At 74.6% G+C, this 20284-nt stretch carries 19 protein-coding genes; 5 read left to right on the plus strand and 14 right to left on the minus strand.

From position 1 onward, the window contains the following. The first annotated feature begins 150 nt into the window (after positions 1-150). Together AB0D01_RS19665 and AB0D01_RS19670 are read left to right on the plus strand one after the other, a co-directional pair. Positions 151-930 (plus strand): alpha/beta fold hydrolase, encoded by a 780-nt coding sequence (locus AB0D01_RS19665; RefSeq protein ID WP_363056854.1) that lies wholly within the window; start codon positions 151-153, stop codon positions 928-930. After that, positions 923-1510, plus strand: coding sequence for a hypothetical protein (locus AB0D01_RS19670; RefSeq protein WP_363056856.1), 588 nt, complete (start codon positions 923-925; stop codon positions 1508-1510). The genes AB0D01_RS19665 and AB0D01_RS19670 overlap by 8 nt, the downstream gene beginning before the upstream one ends. Before the next feature lie 196 nt (positions 1511-1706). Here AB0D01_RS19670 and AB0D01_RS19675 read toward each other — a convergent pair whose 3' ends face one another. The 6 genes from AB0D01_RS19675 to AB0D01_RS19700 form a co-directional block, all read right to left on the minus strand. Then, the gene (locus AB0D01_RS19675; RefSeq protein ID WP_363056858.1) at positions 1707-2453 is read right to left on the minus strand and encodes an endonuclease/exonuclease/phosphatase family protein; all 747 of its coding nucleotides are present in this window, start codon (positions 2451-2453) and stop codon (positions 1707-1709) included. 72 nt (positions 2454-2525) lie between these two features. After that, entirely contained in the window at positions 2526-3467 is a 942-nt protein-coding gene (locus AB0D01_RS19680) for an ROK family glucokinase (protein WP_363056860.1), read from the minus strand. A 61-nt stretch (positions 3468-3528) separates the two neighbouring features. Continuing rightward, on the minus strand, positions 3529-4014 hold the full coding sequence (locus AB0D01_RS19685; RefSeq protein ID WP_363056862.1) for a DUF5304 domain-containing protein: 486 nt from the start codon (positions 4012-4014) through the stop codon (positions 3529-3531). Positions 4015-4081: 67 nt separating this feature from the next. Then, a complete protein-coding gene (locus tag AB0D01_RS19690) occupies positions 4082-5236 on the minus strand; it encodes an ArsA-related P-loop ATPase (protein WP_363056864.1) in 1155 nt (384 codons plus the stop codon). Positions 5237-5482: 246 nt separating this feature from the next. After that, positions 5483-5920: an SRPBCC family protein gene (locus tag AB0D01_RS19695; RefSeq protein ID WP_363056866.1), complete on the minus strand. Its 438-nt coding sequence runs from the start codon at positions 5918-5920 to the stop codon at positions 5483-5485. A 151-nt stretch (positions 5921-6071) separates the two neighbouring features. Continuing rightward, complete coding sequence (locus tag AB0D01_RS19700) at positions 6072-6854, minus strand: metallophosphoesterase (protein ID WP_363056868.1); 783 nt, start codon at positions 6852-6854, stop codon at positions 6072-6074. 298 nt (positions 6855-7152) lie between these two features. On the opposite strand from AB0D01_RS19700, the gene AB0D01_RS19705 reads away from it, so the two are divergent. Then, the gene (locus tag AB0D01_RS19705) at positions 7153-8949 is read left to right on the plus strand and encodes an AMP-dependent synthetase/ligase (RefSeq protein ID WP_363056870.1); all 1797 of its coding nucleotides are present in this window, start codon (positions 7153-7155) and stop codon (positions 8947-8949) included. A 221-nt stretch (positions 8950-9170) separates the two neighbouring features. Here the strand turns inward: AB0D01_RS19705 and AB0D01_RS19710 are convergent, their stop codons facing one another. The 7 genes from AB0D01_RS19710 to AB0D01_RS19740 all read right to left on the minus strand — a co-directional run bounded on the left by AB0D01_RS19710 (position 9171) and on the right by AB0D01_RS19740 (position 17610). Continuing rightward, complete coding sequence (locus tag AB0D01_RS19710) at positions 9171-10787, minus strand: GMC oxidoreductase (protein WP_363056872.1); 1617 nt, start codon at positions 10785-10787, stop codon at positions 9171-9173. A gap of 131 nt (positions 10788-10918) precedes the next feature. Then, complete coding sequence (locus AB0D01_RS19715) at positions 10919-12061, minus strand: glycosyltransferase family 4 protein (RefSeq protein WP_363056874.1); 1143 nt, start codon at positions 12059-12061, stop codon at positions 10919-10921. Between the two features lie 23 nt (positions 12062-12084). After that, positions 12085-13287 carry a hypothetical protein gene (locus AB0D01_RS19720; RefSeq protein WP_363056875.1) on the minus strand — a complete coding sequence of 401 codons (1203 nt, stop codon included), beginning with the start codon at positions 13285-13287 and terminating at the stop codon, positions 12085-12087. A gap of 25 nt (positions 13288-13312) precedes the next feature. Continuing rightward, positions 13313-14362, minus strand: a complete 1050-nt coding sequence (locus tag AB0D01_RS19725) for an NlpC/P60 family protein (protein ID WP_363056877.1) — start codon at positions 14360-14362, stop codon at positions 13313-13315. A gap of 275 nt (positions 14363-14637) precedes the next feature. Then, complete coding sequence (locus tag AB0D01_RS19730) at positions 14638-15654, minus strand: NlpC/P60 family protein (RefSeq protein ID WP_363056879.1); 1017 nt, start codon at positions 15652-15654, stop codon at positions 14638-14640. Positions 15655-15966: 312 nt separating this feature from the next. Then, the gene (locus AB0D01_RS19735; RefSeq protein WP_363057044.1) at positions 15967-17331 is read right to left on the minus strand and encodes an NYN domain-containing protein; all 1365 of its coding nucleotides are present in this window, start codon (positions 17329-17331) and stop codon (positions 15967-15969) included. A 39-nt stretch (positions 17332-17370) separates the two neighbouring features. Beyond that, the gene (locus AB0D01_RS19740) at positions 17371-17610 is read right to left on the minus strand and encodes a hypothetical protein (RefSeq protein WP_249771655.1); all 240 of its coding nucleotides are present in this window, start codon (positions 17608-17610) and stop codon (positions 17371-17373) included. A 125-nt stretch (positions 17611-17735) separates the two neighbouring features. Here AB0D01_RS19740 and AB0D01_RS19745 point away from each other — a divergent pair, with 125 nt between their 5' ends. Together AB0D01_RS19745 and AB0D01_RS19750 are read left to right on the plus strand one after the other, a co-directional pair. Next, the gene (locus tag AB0D01_RS19745) at positions 17736-18458 is read left to right on the plus strand and encodes a rhomboid family intramembrane serine protease (protein ID WP_363056881.1); all 723 of its coding nucleotides are present in this window, start codon (positions 17736-17738) and stop codon (positions 18456-18458) included. Then, positions 18455-18736 carry an Lrp/AsnC ligand binding domain-containing protein gene (locus tag AB0D01_RS19750; protein ID WP_008738815.1) on the plus strand — a complete coding sequence of 94 codons (282 nt, stop codon included), beginning with the start codon at positions 18455-18457 and terminating at the stop codon, positions 18734-18736. Before AB0D01_RS19745 ends, AB0D01_RS19750 begins: the two co-directional genes overlap by 4 nt. A 120-nt stretch (positions 18737-18856) precedes the next feature. Here the strand turns inward: AB0D01_RS19750 and AB0D01_RS19755 are convergent, their stop codons facing one another. Beyond that, the gene (locus AB0D01_RS19755; RefSeq protein WP_363056883.1) at positions 18857-20278 is read right to left on the minus strand and encodes an aminotransferase class V-fold PLP-dependent enzyme; all 1422 of its coding nucleotides are present in this window, start codon (positions 20276-20278) and stop codon (positions 18857-18859) included. Positions 20279-20284: the final 6 nt, after the last annotated feature.

Consider the following 20284-nt stretch of genomic DNA (forward strand, 5'->3'; position numbering starts at 1 on the left):
AAAGCCTTCCTGTGTCTGTCGAACAGACCTTATCCCCTGGCTCCACCGGGAGCGGCCCGACGGCCCTGGTCGGTACCACCCCGGTCGCGTACGGTGAAGTCACACAGAGCAACGCACCCCCCACCCCCCGCCCCCGTTAAGGAGACCCTGGTGCCCGTCCTCCCTGGAGCCGAGCCGTTCCGCCACGAGGGCGGAGAGGTCGGCGTCCTCCTCTGCCACGGCTTCACCGGCTCCCCGCAGTCCCTGCGCCCGTGGGCCGAGTACCTCGCCGAGCGGGGTCTGACGGTGTCCCTGCCGCTGCTGCCCGGACACGGGACCCGCTGGGAGGACATGCAGCTCACCGGCTGGCAGGACTGGTACGCGGAGGTCGACCGCGCGCTGCGCGAGCTGCTGGACCGGTGCGAGCGGGTGTTCGTCTTCGGGCTGTCGATGGGCGGCGCGCTGACGCTGCGGCTGGCCGCCCGGCACGGGGACGCGATCAGCGGCATCGTGCTCGTCAACCCCGCCAACAAGGTGCACGACCCCCTGGCCGTGGCCCTTCCGGTGGCCAAGCACTTCATCCGGTCGACGCCGGGCATCGCCAGCGACATCGCGAAGCCGGGGTCGGCCGAGGTGGGATACGACCGGGTCCCGACGCGGGCCGCGCACTCCCTGCGCGCCTTCCTGCGGCTGGTGGACACCGAGCTGCCGCAGGTGACGCAGCCGGTGCTGCTGCTGCACAGCCCGCAGGACCACGTCGTCCCGCCGGCCGACTCGGCGCGGATCCTGGCCCGGGTGTCCTCGACGGACGTCACCGAGACCCTGCTGGAACAGAGCTACCACGTCGCGACGTTGGACCATGACGCGGAGCGGATCTTCGCGGACAGCTATGCGTTCGTCGGACGGCTCGCACAGAGCGTCGGCAGGGAGGGGGCGGCCAGCGGTGGCTGAGCACGAGGAGCCGTCCGGGGGCGTACCCCCGCTGGACGAGGAGGCGGCGTGGGCCGCGATCGTCGCCGGGTACGGGCAGGAGCCGCCGGACCCGCCGGGGGCCAGACCGTTCCGGCCGATCGAGAACCTGATGCTGCCCGAGGAGGACGTGAAGCCGGAGCCGCCGGAGGCCCCCGAGGCCCCCGCGACACCGGCCGCGCCGGCGGCTCCGGCCGCGCCCGCCCTGGGCAGCTCGGTGGTGTTCGCCCCGGGCGTGGGCGCGGACGGGCCCGTGGCGGGCCCGCGCGACCACTCCCTGGCGGAGCCGAAGGACGACGACCTGACCGCGTCCGACGAGGGCCACTTCGTCCCGCCGGAGCCGGAGCTGCCGCCGGCCGACACGACGGCGAAGTTCGCGTGGCTCGCGGTGGTCGGCGGGCCGGTGCTGCTGTTGCTGGCGGTGCTGTTGCAGTGGGACATGACCTGGTGGCTGACCACCCTGGGCATCGGCGGCTTCCTGGGCGGCTTCGCCACCCTGGTGGCGCGCATGGACCACGGCGACGACGAGGACGACGACCCGGGCCGCGGCGCGGTCGTCTAGGTCGTCACTCCGGCCCGGCACGCGCCGGGCCGGGGCCCGGCCCCGCCGGTCGGGGCCCGGAGCTCGGGCCCGCCACCGGGCTGCGCCGTGTGCTCCGCCCGCGGGCCCGTCGGCGGGTTCCGCGGCGCGGCCCGTCCTCCCGCCCCGCCCGGGTCTACCGGGGCGCGGGCGCGCCGGCGGGCCGCGCCGGGGTGCGTCAGGCTGCGGGGAGGCGGAGGGTCGCCAGCACCGGGAGGTGGTCGGTGGCGGCGCGCAGGTCCGCCGGGTCGACGCCCGCGAGCCCCGCGGGGACACCGCAGGCCAGGACCTCCACCCCCGCCGAGGCGAAGACGGCGTCGATGCGCCGGTCCGGCGCCCGCGCCGGGAAGGTGTCCGCGCCGCCCCAGGGGGCGACCGTCCAGCAGTCCCGCAGGGTCGAGGAGAGCAGCCCGAACGCCGCTCCCCCGGGCGTCTCGTTCACATCGGCCGCAGCGACGGCGTACGGCACGTCCAGCGCGGCGATCCGCTCCAGCAGCAGCCCGGCGTGCGCGATCCGTTCCGCCCGGTCCAGCGACAGGTGGGCGCTGACCACCCCGACCCGCGCCGCCCCGAAGCGGACGACGGCCGTCGCGAAGCCGCGCCGGTGCAGCCCGGGCCGCAGCGGCAGCAGGACGTCCTCGGCGCGCTCCACGAAGGCCCGTAGCGAGCACAGCAGCAGCGGCCCGGCCGCCGTCGCTCCCCCGCCCAGCACCACCAGGTCCGTCTTGGCCGCCAGCCGGGCGGCGTGCTTGCGCCAGCGGAAGAAGCGCGGCGCCTCCTGGACGAGGACCAGGTCGGGGGCGCACGCGCGGATCACCCGGGCCAGCGCCTCCTCGTCGTCGCGCAGCGAGCGGATGTTGTAGCTGAGGACCCGGATCACGGCTGAACCGTCCGGCTCCGTGCGGGAGTTCGGCAGTATGCGCATGCCCCGCAACCTATGCGTCCGCCCGCCGCTCCCCCAGGGGGCGCGACGGGCGGACGCGGGCGAGGAGGGGGATCAGCCCTGGCGGGCCAGGTCGGCCGCGCCGACGAGCCCGGCCTCTCCGCCGAGCCGCGCCGCCAGCACCTGCGCGTGCGGGCGCCAGGCGCCGCCGATCAGCCAGCGCTTGAAGGACTTGCGGATCGGGTCCAGGACCAGGTCTCCCTCGTCGGAGACGCCGCCGCCGACGATGAACGCGGACGGGTCGAAGAGGGAGGCCAGGTCGGCGAGGCCGGCGCCGGCCCAGCGGGCCAGCTCGCGGAAGGAGTCGACGGCCACCGGGTCGCCGGCCCGCGCGGCCTGGCTGATGTGGCGGCCCTCGATGCCCTCGGGGGTGCCGTCGCCGAGGCCGAGGAGGACCGTCGCGTTCTCGGGGGTGGCGTTCGCGCGCTGCTTCGCGTAGCGGACGAGGGCGCGGCCGGAGGCGTACTGCTCCCAGCAGCCCTGGCTGCCGCAGCCGCACAGGAGGCCGTCGGGGACGACCCGGATGTGGCCGAACTCGGCGGCCACGCCGAAGCGGCCGCGGCGGAGCTTGTTGCCGATGATGATGCCGCCGCCGAGGCCGGTGCCGAGGGTGATGCAGATGACGTCCTCGTGGCCCTGGCCCGCGCCGAAGCGGTACTCGCCCCAGGCCGCGCAGTTCGCGTCGTTCTCGACGACGACGGGCAGGCCGATGCGCTGCTCGACCTTGTCCTTGAGCGGCTCGTGCCGCCAGTTGATGTTCGGTGCGAAGAGCACCGTCGCGCGCTTGTCGTCCACGTAGCCGGCGGCGCCGATGCCGACGGCGTCGATGGTGTGGTTGCTGCTGACCTCGGAGACGGCGGCGCAGATCGCCTCCGTCACGCCGTCCGCGGTCGGCGGGGTGGGCACCTTGTACGTCTCAAGGATGGTGCCCTCTTCGTCGACCACGCCGGCCGCGATCTTCGTGCCGCCGATGTCGACGCCGATGGTGAGTCCCATTAGTCCCTCGGTTTCCGGTCAAGCCCCGCCACGGCCCACCGTACCCGAGGCGGACGGAGGATCAGTCGAGATCGATCCGCTCGCCCGCGCCCGGTCCCTCGTCGTCCGGGCCGTCGCCGCGCCGGTCGGCGCCGGGCCCGGAGGCGCGGGGCGCGGGGGGTCGCTCCCGGGTCCAGCGGCGTTCGTGGCCCTCGACGGCGGAGCGGTAGGCGGCCAGCAACTCGGAGCCGGCGGCCGCGAGGTGGCCGAAGACCTCCGGGTTGCGCTCGACGACCGGCCGGGCGGCGTGCTTCGCCTGGTTGACGAACTGGCGCACCGTGTCCTGGGCCGTGGCTCCCAGGAGCGGGTTGTCCAGGGAGGAGACCTTGTCGGCGACGGCCTCGAAGAGCTTGAACAGCTCCTCGGCGGCGGTCCCCGTGCCGGCTCCCGTGTCCTGTCGTCCGGCCCGGCGGCGTGCCTTCTCGGCGTCGAGGTCCTCGGCGCAGGCCCGCGCCCAGGCGTCTTCGTCGGCCGCGGGGCCGGTGGGGCGGTCGGTGGCCTCGCTCATCGCGGATTCTCCTTGCGGGCGTTCGGTAAGGCCGTATTTCGACCTTACCCGAACGGCGGTACGGGCTTCAGCGGGCCTGGGGCCAGAGCCCGGGGTCGGGGGTGAAGCGTACGCGCAGCGCGTCGTCGGCGAGGGCGGCGCCGGAGACGGCGCAGCGGCGCAGCGCGGAGGGCAGGGAGACGGTCCTGCGGTACGGGCCGACCGTGAGCAGGAGCTCGTCGCCGCGTCGTACGAGGTCCAGCTCGCTCTTGCGGGCGCCGGGCAGCGGGATCGCCCAGACCAGGACCCCGTCCTCGGCGAGCCGGTCCTCGACCGCCCAGTGCGGGCGGGGCGCGGCCGTGCGCGGGAGGAGGTCGCCGGCCTCGGCGAGGGCGACGGCGTCCGCGTGGTCGCGGGGGGCGCGGCCCAGGTGCGGCAGCCGGGTCACGGGCAGGGCGTCGCCCGGGTGCTCGGCCCAGCGGGCGAGGGTGGCGTCCTGCTCGGCGGCGATGCCGGCCGCCCAGGGGTCGGTGGAGTCGGCGGGGGCGAGGCGGTTGGCGACGATCCCTTCGACGCCGAGCCCGTACAGGGCGAACCCGAGCCGGCCGAGGCGCAGGGACCGCTCGGCGGCCGGCCCCGGTTCGACGACGATCCGCACGCGGGTGGAGTCGGCCTCGACGACGGCCCGGACGGCGTCCAGCTCCTCGTCCCAGCGGGCGGCGGTCTCGTAGAGCCACTGCGCGGGCATCGGGACCCCGGCGAGTTGGGCGAGTACGGGTCTCAGGGCGCGGGCCGCCTGCCGCTCGGAGGGCAGCAGCCGGGCCAGGTGGCGGCGCAGCTGCGCGGGGAGGGCGAGGGTGGTCAGCGCCCGGTGCAGCGGGGGCGCGTCCACGACCACGAGGTCGGTGTCGGGGGCGGCGGCGGCCCGGCGCAGGGCGCGGAGCAGGGAGAACTCCTCGGCTCCGGGCAGTTCGGTCAGTTCCTCGGCGCCGAGGGGCTGTCCGCCGAGCAGGGCGAGGAGGGCGGATCCGCGTTCCTGGAGGGCGGCGAGTTCGGCGCGGAACTCCGCGCCGGAGTCGACGCGTGCCAGGCGCAGGCCCGGGGTGGGGGCGAGCTCCGGGAGCTCGTCGGCGGACAGCAGCAGCACCCGGCGCCCCGCGCGGGCCGCCGCGAGGGCGGTGGCGGCGGCGACGGTGGTCCGTCCCGCCCCTCCGGGGCCGGTGATCAGCAGGGTCTGCGGCATGCGGTGGCGCTTCCTCCTCGGCGCGGCCCCGCCGACCGCGTCCGCCGGCCGGGAGGGCTCGACGGAGGGCGCCCCGCGGGGTCGGCCGGGATCCGGCCGGACCCCATTCTGACCCGGGCCGACGCGCCGCCGGCCCGGGCGCGCGCGGACGGCACCGGATTCGCCCCGGAGACGACCGGACCCCGGACGCGACCGGATCGGGCGGGATCCGGGGAGGGCGGCCGGGGTCGGCGGAGGCGGTGGGGCTCAGGCGTTTTCGACGCGCTTCTTCAGGCCCGCCAGCGCGCGGTCGATGATGACCTTCTCGGCCTTGCGCTTGATCATGCCCAGCATCGGGATCTTGACGTCCACGGTCAGCTGGTAGGTGACCTCGGTGCGGCCGCCGTCCAGCGGGGCCAGCCGGTAGGAGCCGTCGAGCTGGCGCAGCATCTGGGACTTGTCCAGCGTCCAGCTGACCTCGTCCGTGCCCTTCCAGCTGTAGGCGAGGGTGTGGTCGTCCTTGATCGCGCCGGCGTCCAGGAGCAGGCGCACCTTCTCGGCGCGGCCCGCGGCGTCGGTGGAGAGCACCTCGGCCTCCTTCACCTCGCCGGTCCACTCGGGGTAGCGGGCGAAGTCGGCGATCACGGCCATGACCTCGGCCGGCGCGGCCTCGATCGTGATGCTCGAGCTGGTGTGTTCCGCCATCGCGGTCGCTCCTCCGGGGGGATTTCGACAAGGGTGCGGGCGGCCTCCGGCCGCCGCGTGAAGGCTACCGTGCGTGCGGCCTCGGCCACCGCCGCACCTCCCGCCGGGGCCGCGGGGGCTGCCGGCGGCGCCCCGGCGGGCGCCGCCCCGTTCACCACTCCAGCGCCCAGGGGCGTCCCGTCGAGGCGAAGTGGCCGACGTTCACGCACTCCGTGCCGCCGATCCTGACCCGTCGGGCGAGCGGCTGGTGGACGTGGCCGAACAGGGCGTAGCGCGGCCGGGTGCGGCGGATGGCCGCGAGCAGGGCCTCGCTGCCGCGCTCGAAGCGGCGCGCGACCGTGTCGTAGCAGAGTTCGGGGACCTCGGGCGGGATGTGGGAGCACAGGACGTCGACCTCGCCGAGGGCCTCCACCTTGGCGGCGTACTCCTCCTCGTCCACCTCGTAGGGGGTGCGCATGGGCGAGGGCAGGCCGCCGCCGACGAAGCCGAAGACCCGGCCGCCGATCTCCACGCGCTGCCCGTCGAGGACGGTGGTGCCCGGTGCGGCGTACTCCTGCCACAGGGCAGGCATGTCGACGTTGCCGTAGGTGGCGTACGTGGGAGTGGGGAAGGCCGCGAACATCTGCGCGTACTGGCGGCGTACGGCCTCCTCGATCAGCCGCTCCCTGTCCAGCCCGTCCCACAGGCGGCGGCCGAATTCGCGTGCTTCCCCGAAGCGCCGGGCGGTGCGCAGTTCGACGATCCGGTCGGCGTTCTCGACGCCGAAGAGGTCGGGGAAGATGCCGCGCGAGTGGTCGGCGTAGTCGAGGAAGAGCACCAGGTCACCGAGGCAGATCAGCGCGTCGGCGCCGTCCCCGGCGCGGGCGAGCGCCTCGGTGTTGCCGTGTACGTCGCTGACGACGTGGATCCTCGTACGCATCCTGCTGGCACCCATGTCCGCAACCCTAGGGGGGTACGGCCAGGACGGGTAGAGGACCGGTGGAGGGGTCGCGGGGCGAGCCGCGCGCACCGCTGAGAGGTGGCCGGACCTGCGGTTACTTCCGAGTCGCGCAGCGGGTCGACTACTGTCGGCACGTTCGTTCCGGGTTCCGGGGCAGCCTGACAATGTCTGACGATGTACAGAATGTGACGCACGGAACATCTGGCCGGTTCCCTCTATCCGGAACCCACTACCGGTGGGTAACGTCCGGTCGGTCCACACGGTGGCGATGGCGCCCAGAGGAGCTTCAGTCTTGCGCGAGTTCAGCCTTCCGGCCCTGTACGAGGTCCCTTCGGACGGGAACCTGACGGATCTCATCCGCCGCAACGCCGCCCAGCATCCCGACACCGCCGTCATCGCCCGCAAGGTCGACGGCCGGTGGCAGGACGTGACGGCGACGCAGTTCCTCGCCGAGGTGCGCGCCACCGCCAAGGGCCTGATCGCCTCCGGCGTCCGGCCGGGCGACCGGGTCGCCCTGATCTCCCGCACCCGCTACGAGTGGGTGCTGTTCGACTTCGCGATCTGGAGCGCGGGCGCGGTCACCGTCCCCGTCTACGAGACCAGCTCCCCCGAGCAGATCCAGTGGATCCTCGGCGACTCCGGCGCCGTCGCGGTCGTCGTGGAGAGCCCCGCGCACGCCGAGGCCGTGGCCTCCCTGCGCGACCGCCTGCCGGAGCTGCGCGAGGTCTGGGAGATCGACCGGGACGCGGTGGGCACCCTCCAGGCCGCCGGCCTCTCCGTCTCCGACGAGGAGGTGGACGCGCGCAGCGCCCTCGCGGGCGCCGACGACCCGGCCACCATCGTCTACACCTCGGGCACCACCGGCCGCCCCAAGGGCTGCGTGCTGACCCACCGCAACTTCTTCGCCGAGTGCGGCAACGTCGTGGAGCGCCTCAGCCCCCTGTTCCGCACCGGCGAGTGCTCCGTCCTGCTGTTCCTCCCGGCCGCGCACGTCTTCGGCCGTCTGGTGGAGGTGGCGGCGGTGCTGGCGCCGATCCGGCTGGGCTGCGTACCGGACATCAAGAACCTCACCGACGAGCTCCAGTCCTTCCGGCCCACGCTGATCCTCGGCGTGCCGCGCGTCTTCGAGAAGGTCTACAACTCGGCGCGCGCCAAGGCCCAGGCCGACGGCAAGGGCAGGATCTTCGACGCGGCGGCCGAGACGGCCATCGCGTACAGCCGGGCGCTCGACGCCCCCGGCGGCCCCTCCTTCGGTCTGCGACTGAAGCACAAGCTGTTCTCCAGGCTCGTCTACAAGAAGCTGCACGCGGTCCTCGGCGGACGCGGCGAGTACGCCATCTCCGGCGGCGCCCCGCTCGGCGAGCGGCTCGGCCACTTCTTCCGCGGCATCGGCTTCACGGTGCTGGAGGGCTACGGCCTCACCGAGTCCTGCGCGGCCACGGCCTTCAACCCGTGGGACAAGCAGAAGATCGGCACGGTCGGCCAGCCGCTGCCCGGCTCCGTGGTGCGCATCGCCGACGACGGCGAGGTGCTGCTGCACGGCGAGCACATCTTCAAGGAGTACTGGAAGAACGAGTCGGCCACGGCCGAGGCGCTGACCGACGGCTGGTTCCACACCGGTGACGTCGGCACCCTCGACGAGGACGGCTTCCTCGCGATCACCGGCCGCAAGAAGGAACTGATCGTCACGGCGGGCGGCAAGAACGTCGCCCCGGCGGTGATCGAGGACCGCATCCGCGCCCACGCGCTGGTCGGCGAGTGCATGGTGGTCGGCGACGGGCGCCCGTTCGTGGCGGCGCTGGTCACCATCGACGAGGAGTTCCTCGGCCGGTGGGCCGCGGACAACGGCAAGCCGGCCGGGGTGACGGCGGCGGAGCTGCGCGAGGACGCGGATCTGATCGCGGCCGTCCAGAAGGCCGTCGACGACGGCAACGCGGCGGTCTCGAAGGCGGAATCGGTGCGGAAGTTCCGCATTCTGGCCTCCCAGTTCACGGAGGAGTCCGGGCACATCACGCCCTCGCTGAAGCTCAAGCGGAACGTGGTGGCGAAGGACTTCGCGGACGAGATCGAGGCCCTGTACCGGGGCTAGGCCCTGTCGTCAAACTCCCGCCTGCCCCGCGACGCCTGGCACGCACTCTCGCCGCACCGGGCGGAAGACCGAGTACGTCCAGTACAAGGGCTTCCGCCCGGCACGCCGAGAGCACGCACCAGCCGCCGCGGGGCCGCCCTACGGGCGACGACGAGAGTTTGACGACAGGCCCTAGGCCGCACGTCGGGAGCCGTCCGGGCGGGAGCCGTCCGGGCGGGACGTCAGCGCGGGTCCTCGGCGAGGATCCGCGCCATGTTCCGTTCGGCGAGGGCCGTGATCGTCACGAACGGGTTCACGCCGAGCGAGCCGGGCACCAGGGAGCCGTCGACCACGTACAGCCCCGCGTAGCCCTTGGCCCGGCCGTAGAGGTCGGTGGCCTCTCCGAGGACGCAGCCGCCCAGCGGGTGGTAGGTGAAGTCGTCGGCGAAGGGCCGGTTGCCGCCGAACAGGTCGTAGCGGTAGATCGTGACGTTGCGCCGGTTGATCCGGTCGAAGAGGTTCCTGGCCGCCTGTACGGCCGGGGCGTTCTGGTCCCGGGTCCAGCGCAGGCGGGCGGAGTCGGTGGCGGCGTCGTAGGTGAAGTGGCCGCGCTCCGGGTTCCTGGTGATCGCCAGGTACAGCGAGATCCAGTGCTCGAAGCCCATCGGCAGCGGGGCGATCTCGGCGAACACCGGGTTGGCGGCGTTGTCCCAGTCGTCGATGCCGAGCGCCGGCATGGTGGCCTGGTGCGCGCCCACGGTGTCCCAGAGGTGGTTGGCACGGGCGGTCATGACGTTTCCGTTGGGGCCCCAGCCCCGGCCGACCTGCTCGCTCAGCTCCGGCAGGGTGCCGGTCTCGCGGGCGCGCAGCAGGATCTCCGAGGTGCCGAGGCTGCCCGCGCCCAGGAAGAGCTGCCGGCAGCCCAGTTCCCTGACCTGGGTGACCTTGCCGGTCAGGTCGCTCGTGCGGACCGTGACCACGTACCCGCCCGCCGGGTCGGGGCGTACGCCGACCACCCGCTGCATGGTCTCGATGGTGACGTTCCCGGTGCCGAGGGCGGCGGCGAGGTAGGTCTTGTCGAGGCTCCTCTTGCCGTGGTTGTTGCCGTAGATGACCTCGCCGGCGAGCGCGGACCGCGGGACGGAGCCGGCGGCCTCGCGCTTCATGTAGTCGAAGTCGTAGACGTTGGGCACGAAGGCGGTCCGCAGGCCGGTGTTGTGGGCGTGCCGGCGGGAGGTCCGGGCGAAGCGGTACCACTGCGTGGACTCGAACCAGGCCGGGTCGATGTCGTTGACGCCGAGCATGGCGCGGGCCCGCGGGAAGTAGGTGCCGTACATCTCCTCGGCGTCGACGCGGGGCAGCACCTCGGCGAAGTACGAGCGGCGCGGGGTCGGGGCCATGCCGCCGTTGACCAGGGAGCCGCCGCCGACACCCCGGCCCACGTACACGGACATGTCCCCGTGGTCGACCCGGTCCAGGACACCGGGGTAGGGGTCGATGTCGCGGTTGACCACGTCGAGCCAGAGGAACTGGGCGAGCGGGGCCTCGGTGCGGGTGCGGAACCACATGGAGCGCTGATCGGGCGCGGAGGTGGAGGGGAAGACCTTGCCGTCGCCCGCCGGCGTGTCCCACAGCCGGCCCATCTCCAGGACGACGGTGCGCACCCCCGCCTGCCCGAGGCGCAGCGCGGCCACGGCCGACCCGTAGCCGGAGCCGACGACGATCGCCGGGGCGTACCGGGCGGCGGGGGGTTCGGCGGCCTCGGCCGAGGACAACCCGATGCGGGTGAAACCGAGCGCCGCGGCCGTCTGGAGCGCGGTGACGCCAAGGAAGTGACGGCGTGTCAGTTTGGGTGTCATGGCGGCATGATGGGCGCCTTCGCGCCAACCGGCCAGAGACGGTGGCGCCATTCATCGCGGGCACAGTCGTGGGTGGCACACGGCCCGCGCACCGGGCGCCGCCGGCCCGGTGCGGCCCGCGGGCGCGCGGACTAGAGCAGCTCCCGCAGCCGCTCCGCCAGGAGGTCCCAGCGCCACTTCTCCTCGACCCAGGCGCGGCCCCGGGCTCCCATGCGGGCCCGCAGTTCCGGGTCCCGCAGCAGGGCGACGATCCGGTCGGCGGCCTCGTCCGGCTCACCGCCGCGGACCACCCAACCGGTCTCCCCGTCGAGCACCGCGTCCGGGGCGCCGCCGGAGTCCCCGGCGACCACCGGCAGGCCCGTCGCCGAGGCCTCCAGGTAGACGATCCCGAGCCCCTCGACGTCCAGGCCGCCGCGCCGGGTCCGGCAGGGCATGGCGAAGACGTCGCCGGCGCCGTAGTGGGCGGGCAGTTCCTCCCAGGGGACCGCCCCGGTGAAGACCACGTTCCGCGCGACCCCGGTGGATTCGGCGAGCGCCCTCAGGTCCTTCTCGTAGGGGCCCCCGCCCACGATCAGCAGGGTGGCGTCCGGTACGGCGGCCAGGATCCTCGGCATGGCCGCGATCAGGGTGTCCTGCCCCTTGCGCGGGACGAGGCGCGAGACGCACACGACCACGGGCCGGTCGGTGAGCCCGAGGCGGGCCCGGACCAGCGCCCCGCCGGAGTCGGGGTGGAAGGTCTTCTCGTCGACGCCCGGCGGCAGTTGCGTCATCCGGGCAGCGGCCTCGGAAGTGAGCGCCGAGGCGATCCGCGAGCGCGTGTACTCCCCGAGGTAGGTCAGGGTGTCGGTGCCCTCGCCGATCCTGCGCAGCAGCTGTCGCGCGGCCGGCAGCTGCGCCCAACCCGCCTCGTGGCCGTGGGTGGTGGCGACCAGCCGCCGGGCGCCGGCCCGGCGGAGCGCCGGGCCCATCAGGCCGAGCGGGGCCGCCGCGCCGAACCACACCGACTCGCAACCGTGTTCGCGCAGCAGGGACACCGCCCGGCGGGTCACGCGGGGGGTCGGCAGCAGCATCGTCGTGCGGTCGCGCACCACCGTGAAGGGCTGCTCGGCGTCGAAGGCGGCGGTGGCGGCGCGACCCTCGGCGCCGTGCTTCCAGGTGGAGGCGTAGACGACGACCCGCTCGGGGTCGAGCCGCAGCGCCATGTTGTGCAGGAAGGCCTGGATGCCGCCCGGGCGCGGCGGGAAGTCGTTCGTCACGATCAGCGTCTTGTGCATCCCCGCCAACGTACCGGACGACCTCAGCGCAGTTCCTCGCGCAGGGCCTCCCGCCAGGCCCGGTCCAACCCGTCCGGGTCGATGCCGAGGACCCGCTCCAAGGCCACGGGCAGCGCCTCGCGACCGGCTTCCGTGTAGAGGCGTACGAGCTTGTCCTCGCCCCACCGGTCGGCGATGAGCCGGCAGGCCAGCCAGGCGCCCTCGTAGGCGCGCGCCGTGGCCTGCGGGTCCCCGCCGAAGGCGAAGTCGGCGTCCGCCGGGAGCGTGGCGGGGATCCGGCCCTCGCGTACGGCGCGGGCCAGCGTGGGCGCGACGCGGTCCGGGGCGAGGGAGCCACCCCGGTACGCCGCCCAGTCCGCGAACCCCTCCGACAGCCACTGCGGGGTGCGGGCGGTGGTGGCGGCGCGGGTGGCGACGTGGGTGACCTCGTGGGTCAGCACCACCCGCCGCCCCTCCTCGCCGAGCTGCGCCCACCCCTCCGGGTTGATCACCACCCGGTCGGCGGGGGCGGGTCCCGCGCCCACCCGGCCGGTGGTGACGGCGCCCAGGCCCCGGTACTCGGCGGCCGGGCGGCCCAGCAGCGCGGCCATCGCGTCCAGCGAGGCGGGCGCCAGCACCACCACCCGCCGCGCCCACTCCCCCGGCCAGGCGGCCCCGACGGCGGGCACCGCCCGGTCCGCCCCCTCGGCCAGCGCGGCCGCCTCGCCCGGCGGCCGGCCCGAGGCCAGGACCAGGGTGTGCGCGCCCCGGACCACCTCCACCGGGCCCTGGTCCCACAGCTGGGGCGGCGCGCCGGGCGCAGGTCGGTCGCCGAGCACCCGGTAGGCGCCCCCGGCCTCGGTGCGCGCGACCTCGACCTCGCGGCGCGCCTCGACGGGCGCCGTGTCGTGGCCGGCCAGCCGGTAGCGCAGCAGGGCGGGGACGCGCAGTTGCGCGCCGGGGTGCGGGGGCACGGAGGTGACCTCGTAGGACCAGTCCTCCAGGGGGATCCCGGCCGGCTTCCCGGAGGGCTCGGCCGACCAGGCGGCGACGGCCTCGCGGACCGGTCGCGCGTCGGCACCGGCGTCCGGACCGGCCGGGGCCTGGCATCCGACGGCGGCGAGGAGCAGGCCCGCCAGGAACACCCGCGCCGGGAGCGCCCGCCGGGAGCGGACGCGCCTCCGGAGCGCGCGCCGCCGCCGGAGCGCGGGCTCGCGGGGTCGTACGGCGCGCGGGACCGGGATCATCAGCCGATCGTACGCATCCCCGCGCTCAGGGCCGGGTCACCGAGGACACCGGCATCATCCCGACGGGGTCGTAGCGGACCCGGGCCCCCGGGTAGGGGGCGTGCACCACCTGGCCGTTGCCCACGTACATGCCGACGTGGCTGGCGTCCGAGCGGTACGTGACCAGGTCCCCGGGCTGGGCCTGCGAGAGCGGCACCTGCCGCCCGGCGTGGCGCTGGGCCTGGGAGGTGCGCGGCAGCGAGACGCCCGCCTGGCGGTACGACCACACCATCAGCCCCGAGCAGTCGAAGCCGGAGGGGCCGGTCGAGCCCCACACGTACGGCCGGCCGACGGCCGCGCGGGCCGCCATCACGGCCGTCATGGCCCGCCCGGAGGCCCGGCCGCCGCCGTACGCCGGGGCCGGTTCCGGCAGGCCGTCGGCGCGGCCCGCCGACCGGGAGGCCCGCTCGAAGTCGGCGCGCTCCCCGGAGGGCATGGCGTCGAGGAGCCTGCGGGCGGCGGCGAGCTTCGCGGTGACGGACCGCTTGTGGCGGGCCACGTCGGAGCGCAGGACGTCGAGCGCAGCGAGCTTGCGGCCGGCCTCCTCGCGCTGCTGGCCGATCCGCCGCTGCTCCTCGCGGAGTTCGCCGAGCTGCTGGGCCCGGCGACCGCTGAGCCGGTTGAGCACGGCGGCCTTGTCGAGGTAGTCGCGGGGGTCGTCGGAGAGCATCAGCTCGACGGTGGGGTCGATGCCGCCGGAGCGGTACTGGGCTCCGGCGAAGGTGCCCAGGACCCCGCGCATGGTGTTGATGCGGTCCTGGCCGCGGGCCACCGCGTCCTGGGCCCGGCCGATCTCGGCCCGGAGCCGGTCGGCCTTCTCGCCCGCCTCGTTGAAGGCCTCGGTGGCCTTCTCGGCCTCCTCGAAGAGGCGGTCGACCTGGGCGCGGGAACCCTGGGGTTCTTGCGGGAGCGTGGGGGCCGCTCCGGCGGGTGCGCCCGCGAGGGCCACGGCGGCGCCCGCCGCGGCGGCGGTGAAGACGGTGACCTTGGTGTTCCGGTCGGGGCCGCTGAGCCCGGTCCGGCGATGGGACGCCACGTGGAACCGCTCCCTTCCGCTGCGCGGCCCCGGGTCCGCCCCCCGTGGACGGCCGTGGGCCGGGGTTCCGCGCTGGCAGACAGTAGCCGCGCGACCACGCGCCGACCAACGACCTCCGAAGGGCCCGTACGGGGGCGCCCCGCCGCGTTCGCAGGTCACCGGCGGGGCGCGCGGTCAGGTCGGCTCCCCGCAATTCGCCCGGATGGGCGGTGTGCGGCGCGTCCCTCCGGAGCGCCGGACGGGGGCGCCCGCCGGGACGCCGGACGGGGCGGGCCTCAGATGCGGACGCCGAACCGGAACGGCATGTTGTCCAGGGACTCGTACTTGACGCCGCCGCGCGGGTTGGAGGCGTGCAGGGTGGTGTTGTTCCCCGCGTACAGGCCGACGTGGTGCAGGTCGTCGTAGAAGAAGACCAGGTCGCCGGGGCGCAGTTGGTCGCGGCCGATGCGGGTGCCGTCGTTGGCCTGGGTGTAGGTGGTGCGGGAGATGGCGACGCCCGCCTGGCCGTACGCCCACTGCGTGAGTCCGGAGCAGTCGTAGGCGCCGGGGCCGGTGGCGCCCATGATGTAGGCGCTGCCCAGCTTGGTCTTCGCGGCGGCCAGCGCCGCCCCGGCGCGGCCCGAGGCGCCCACCGGCGCGGCGGGGGCGGCGCCGCGGCCCTCCTTCGCCTCGTCCTCCTTCAACTGGGCGCGTTCGCGCGCGGTCAGCGTGTTGAGGAGCGTCTGCGCCCGGTTCAGCCTGTCCTGGGCGGTCTTCTTCTTCGCGGCGAGTTCCTCGCGGGTCGCGTCGAGGTCGGCGAGCTTGCCGGCGGCCTCCTGGCGCTGCTGCGCGAGGGCGCGTTGTTTCGCCTGGATCCGCGCGACCGCCTCGACCTGCCTGCCGCTCAACCGCTGGAGGGTGGAGGCCCTGTCGAGGTAGCCGCCCGGGTCGGCGGACAGGAGCAGGGCCACGGCGGGGTCGAGCCCGCCGCCGCGGTACTGGGCGGTGGCCAGCGAACCGAGCGCGTTGCGCAGGTCGTTCAGCTCGCCCTGGTCGCGGGCGACCCGGTCCTGGAGCCGCTCGATCTCCTTTTCCAGCTTCTCCTGGCGCTCGCGGGCCCCGTTGGACTGTTCGCCGGCCCGTTCCGCTTCCTCGTAGAGGGCGTCGACCTGTGCCTTGACCTCGTCCTTGGTCGGTCGGTCGGGGGCGGCCACGGCCGACTGGGAGGAGAGGGCGACGGCCGCCGCCGCGGTGGCGGTGAGCACGCTCACGCGCGCGCGGGCGGGCGGCTTGGTTCGACGGTGGGACGCCACGGGGGCGGACTCCTTCACCCTCCGGCCGCCGGGCGCGGGGCGCGTCCGGCGGGCACACCCCCGCCCGACACCCCGAACGGGTGACCCATCGCACGAAGGTTTGGGCGCACCATAGTGACCAGTCCTTGATCACTTCAAAGGGTCGGACGCAAAATTCCGCTTGACCGCCCGGCTTCGTCAACCGCGGCGCACACCGCGTGCCGACGGGCTCACGGTGCGTCCCCGCGCCCGCCCCCGAAGGGGCCGATCCACCCGGAACGCCCACGACGGACACGACCCGCGCGGCGGACGCGGCCCGCGCCGCGTCCGGAGTCAGGACACCCGGGCGAGCCGCTTCAGCAGCAGCGCCGACGTCACGGGCCGGGCCCCCGCCTTCGCCACCCCGTCGGCGACCTCGCGGTCGGTGGAGACCACGACCACCGGCCGGCCCGGCGGCTCCGCGCGCACCAGCTGGCGGATCAACTCGTCCGCCGTCACACCGGCCTTGGAGAACAGCACCCGCACCCCGCGCGGCGGCGCGAGCAGCACCGGCGCCGCCAGCTCCGCCCCGTCGAAGACGCAGGTCATCTCGGCGCCCGTCTGCGCGGCCAGCATCGACAGCCCGCCGAGCAGCCGCAGTCGCTGCTTCTCCAGCGGCATCGTCGGATAGCCGGTCTTCGTCACGTTGTAGCCGTCGACCACCAGGTGCGCCTGCGGCAGCGCCAACAACTGGTCCAGCAGGGCCGGATCGGTCTCCGAAAGCGCCCGCGCCGCGATGTCCTTCGGCGTCATCCGACCCGGCTCCACCGCCTCGACGGTGTCCGCGGGGCGCGTCGAGACCGGCGGCAGCGCCAGCTCGCGCCGCAGCCCGGCCGCCGCGTCCAACACGGTGTCCAGCAGCAGCCGCAGCCGCATGTCCTCGATGCTGCGCCCCTCGCGGGTGGCCCGCCGCGAGGTCTCCAGCGCCGACTCCACCTCCGCCAGGCGGGACTTGAGCCGGCGGCTCTCGCTCTCGGCCGCCGCCACCTGGGCCGCCGCCTCCGAACGGATCCCGTCGATCTCGGCGCCCACCTTGCGCAGGGCCGCCTCGCCCCGCTTGACGTCGCTCAGGGCGCTGCGCAGCTTGCGCTGAAGCGATTCCGCTTCCTTGCGCGCGGCCTCCAGCTCGGCCCGTACCTGGTCCCCGCCGGCGCGGTGGCTCTCCCGTACGTGGGCCAGCTCCTCGCGCAGCCGTTCCAGCTCCCGCCGGGTCTCGTCCCCGACCCGCTCGGCGTCGGCGCGCTGCGCCTCCTCCCCCGCGGCGGCGACCAACTTGACCCAGCCCGCCGGGCGCAGCACGTACGCGGCGGCCGCCACGTCCAGCGGATCGGCGGCGGCGGGCGGCGCGCCCGCGTCCAGCGCCCCGGCCAGCTCCGGCTGCGCCTCGCGCACCTTCTCCGCGATCCGGCCGCGGAAGACGGCGTCGCTCTCCACGGCGGCGGCCATCGCGTTGCCCGCGAACTTGGCGCGCCGGCTCGGGGTGAAACGGGCGTACTGGCGCAGCTGCGCCGGGAGGTCCGCGACCGTCAGTCCGCCGAAGGCGTCCGAGACGAGCGCGACGACCCGGCGCCGCACGCCTTCCGGCAGCGGGCGGTCGAGGACCTCCGCGGCGTCGCCGGCCGCGTCGGCCGACCCGGCGCCGCTTGCTGGCTCCACAATCCGTCACCCCTACCGTGATCTACTGTGGGCCCCGCTCCGTCAGGAGTCGGCGCCCGGCCTGTCCACGAGCTCGATCTGGTCCACCGCGTTGCACCAGCGACAGCGCACCGACTCGATGGTCTCACTGACCACCTCGCGCTCCTCGACCTTGGGCTCCCCGGCGAGGTCCAGGTGGACGTACTCCACGACCTTCGACGATCGGGTGACGTCGAACCGCGTGAGGTTGCCGCACAGGGTGCAGCGCCACCGGGTGGTGTCGGTCGGCAGGGGAACCGTCATCAGGCCGCTCTCTCCTTCGTAGCTCATTCAATCAAAGCCTTCCGCGGCGGTCGGCGGACCGCAGCACGTAACCCTACGGCCTGGCACCGCCGTCAGGTGGGTCCACCTGCGTCATGCTCTGTCTCATGATCGTAAAGTGGCGGAGCGTAGCCGACGTCGCACGCGGCCCCGTGGTCACGTACGCGCTGATCGCCGGCTGCTGCGCGGCGTTCCTCTTCGGCCCGGCCTCGGGCCTGAATCCGACCTACGGCACGGGCGAGCGGCTGCTCGCGAACGGCACCGCGTACTTCCGGCACTGGGGCGTGGTCCCCGACGAGCTCTTCTCGGGTGCCGGACGACCGCTGCTGACCCCGCTCACGGCCCTCTTCGTCCACGGCAGTTGGCTCCACCTGCTGGGGAACATGCTGTTCCTCCACGTCTTCGGGGCGATGACGGAGCAACGGATGGGCCGGGTCCCCTTCCTCGTCTTCTACGTCACCACGGGCTACCTGGCCCTCGCCGCGTACGCGGCGGCCAACGCCTCCTCGGACCAGACGCTGGTCGGGGCCTCCGGCGCGATCTCGGCGGTCCTCGGCGCCTTCCTGTGCCTCTTCCCCAAGGCGCGGGTGACGAGCCTGTTCCCGTTCCTGCTGTTCCTGCCGCTGCGCTTCCCGGCGTGGATCGTGCTGTTGTTCTGGTTCGGGCTCCAGTGGCTGGCCGCGCACCGGGCGGAGAGCGGCCCCGGAGTGGCGTACCTCGCGCACGTCGTGGGCTTCTCGGTGGGCTTCCTGTACGCGTGGGTGCGTTATCGGCGTACGACTAGAGTGGGACGACCAGTGACCGCAGTCGAGGGAGACAGCCAGCCGTGATCACCGCGATCGTGCTCATCAAGACCAGCGTGGACCGCATCCCCGAGATCGCCGAGTCCATCGCCGCGCTGGACAGCGTCAGCGAGGTCTACTCCGTCACCGGTACGTACGACCTCATCGCCCTGGTCCGCGTGGCCCGCCACGAGAACCTGGCGGACATCATCCCGGGCCGCATCAGCAAGATCCCCGGCGTGGAGGCCACGGACACGCACGTCGCGTTCCGCACCTACTCGCAGCACGACCTCGAAGCGGCCTTCGCCATCGGCCTGGACGCCTGAGGGCCGGCGCCGCGCCCGGCCCGCGCCGCGCCCGGCAGGCACGGGAGCCGGTGGGCCCGGCCGGGTGGTCTCCCCCCGGCCGGGCCCACCGGCTCCCGGCGCCCCCGCCCGCGCCGCGCCTCAGACGGCCGGGACGCAGCGGCCCTCTTCCGTGCGGTAGCGCCACTTGGCGCCGTCCGCGACCAGCTCCTTGACGGCCCCGACGAAGCGCTCGACGTGCTCGTCGGGGGTGCCCGCCCCGAAGCTGACGCGGATCGCGTTCAGGGACCGCTCGCCGGGCGCCGCCTCGGGCGCCCCGCACTCGCCCGGCTCCTGCGGCTCGCTGCCGAGCAGGGTGCGCACCAGCGGGTGGGCGCAGAAGAGGCCGTCGCGGACGCCGATGCCGTACTCGGCGGACAGCGCGGCCGCGAAGTGGGAGCTGTTCCAGCCGTCCACGACGAACGAGATGACGCCGACGCGCGGCGCGTCGTCCCCGAACAGGGACAGGACGCGGACCGCCGGGACCTCGGCGAGGCCCTCGCGGACCTTCGCGATGAGGTGGCGCTCGCGGGCGACGAGGGAGTCGAACCCGGCCTCGGTCAGAGCCTTGCAGGCGGAGGCGATCGAGTAGACGCCGATCACGTTCGGGGAGCCGGCCTCGTGGCGGGCGGCCGTGGTGTGCCACTCGACGTCGACGCCGCCGTCCTCCCGACGGGCGACCTTGCGGGAGGCGCCGCCGCCGGCGAGGTAGGGCTGCGCCTCCCGGAGCCAGTCGGCGCGGCCGGCGAGGACGCCCGAGCCGAAGGGCGCGTAGAGCTTGTGCCCGGAGAAGGCGACCCAGTCCACGTCCAGCTCCCGCACCGAGACGGGGTGGTGGGGCGCCAGCTGGGCGGCGTCCAGCACGATCCGCGCGCCGTGCGCGTGCGCGGCCGCGGCCAGCTCCTTGACCGGCCACAGCTCGCCGGTGACGTTGGAGGCGCCGGTGACGCAGACCAGGGCCGGGCCGTAGGGCTCGCGGTCGGCCAGCGCCCGCTCCAGGGTGGCGACGGCCTCGCCCGGGGTGCGCGGCGCGTTGAGGTAGGTGACCTGGGCCTTCGTCCACGGCAGGAGCGAGGCGTGGTGCTCGGTCTCGAAGACGAAGACCTGGCAGTCGGCCGGGAGCACGGCGGCGAGCAGGTTCAGGGAGTCGGTGGTGGACCGGGTGAAGACCACCTGGTCGGTGGGGCGGCAGTCGAGGAACTCGGCGACCGTGACCCGGCTCTGCTCGAAGAGGTCGGTGGACAGCTGCGAGAGGTAGCCGGCGCCGCGGTGGACGCTGCCGTAGTACGGGGCGTACGCGGCGACGTCGTCCCAGACCCGCTGGAGGGCGGGGGCGCTGGCCGCGTAGTCCAGGGCCGCGTAGGTGACCTCGCCGCCGGTCACGAGGGGGACGGTGACGTCGCGGCCGAGGACCGGGAGCGGCCCGTCACAGGCGGGCTCCGCGGAAGCGGCGCACGCGGCGGCGGACGTGGCGGCGACGGTGGCGGTGGCGGAGGAAGCGGCGGCGTTCAGGGATGCGGACATGGCGGT

This window comes from Streptomyces sp. NPDC048606, assembly GCF_040650855.1.
Lineage (GTDB): Bacteria > Actinomycetota > Actinomycetes > Streptomycetales > Streptomycetaceae > Streptomyces.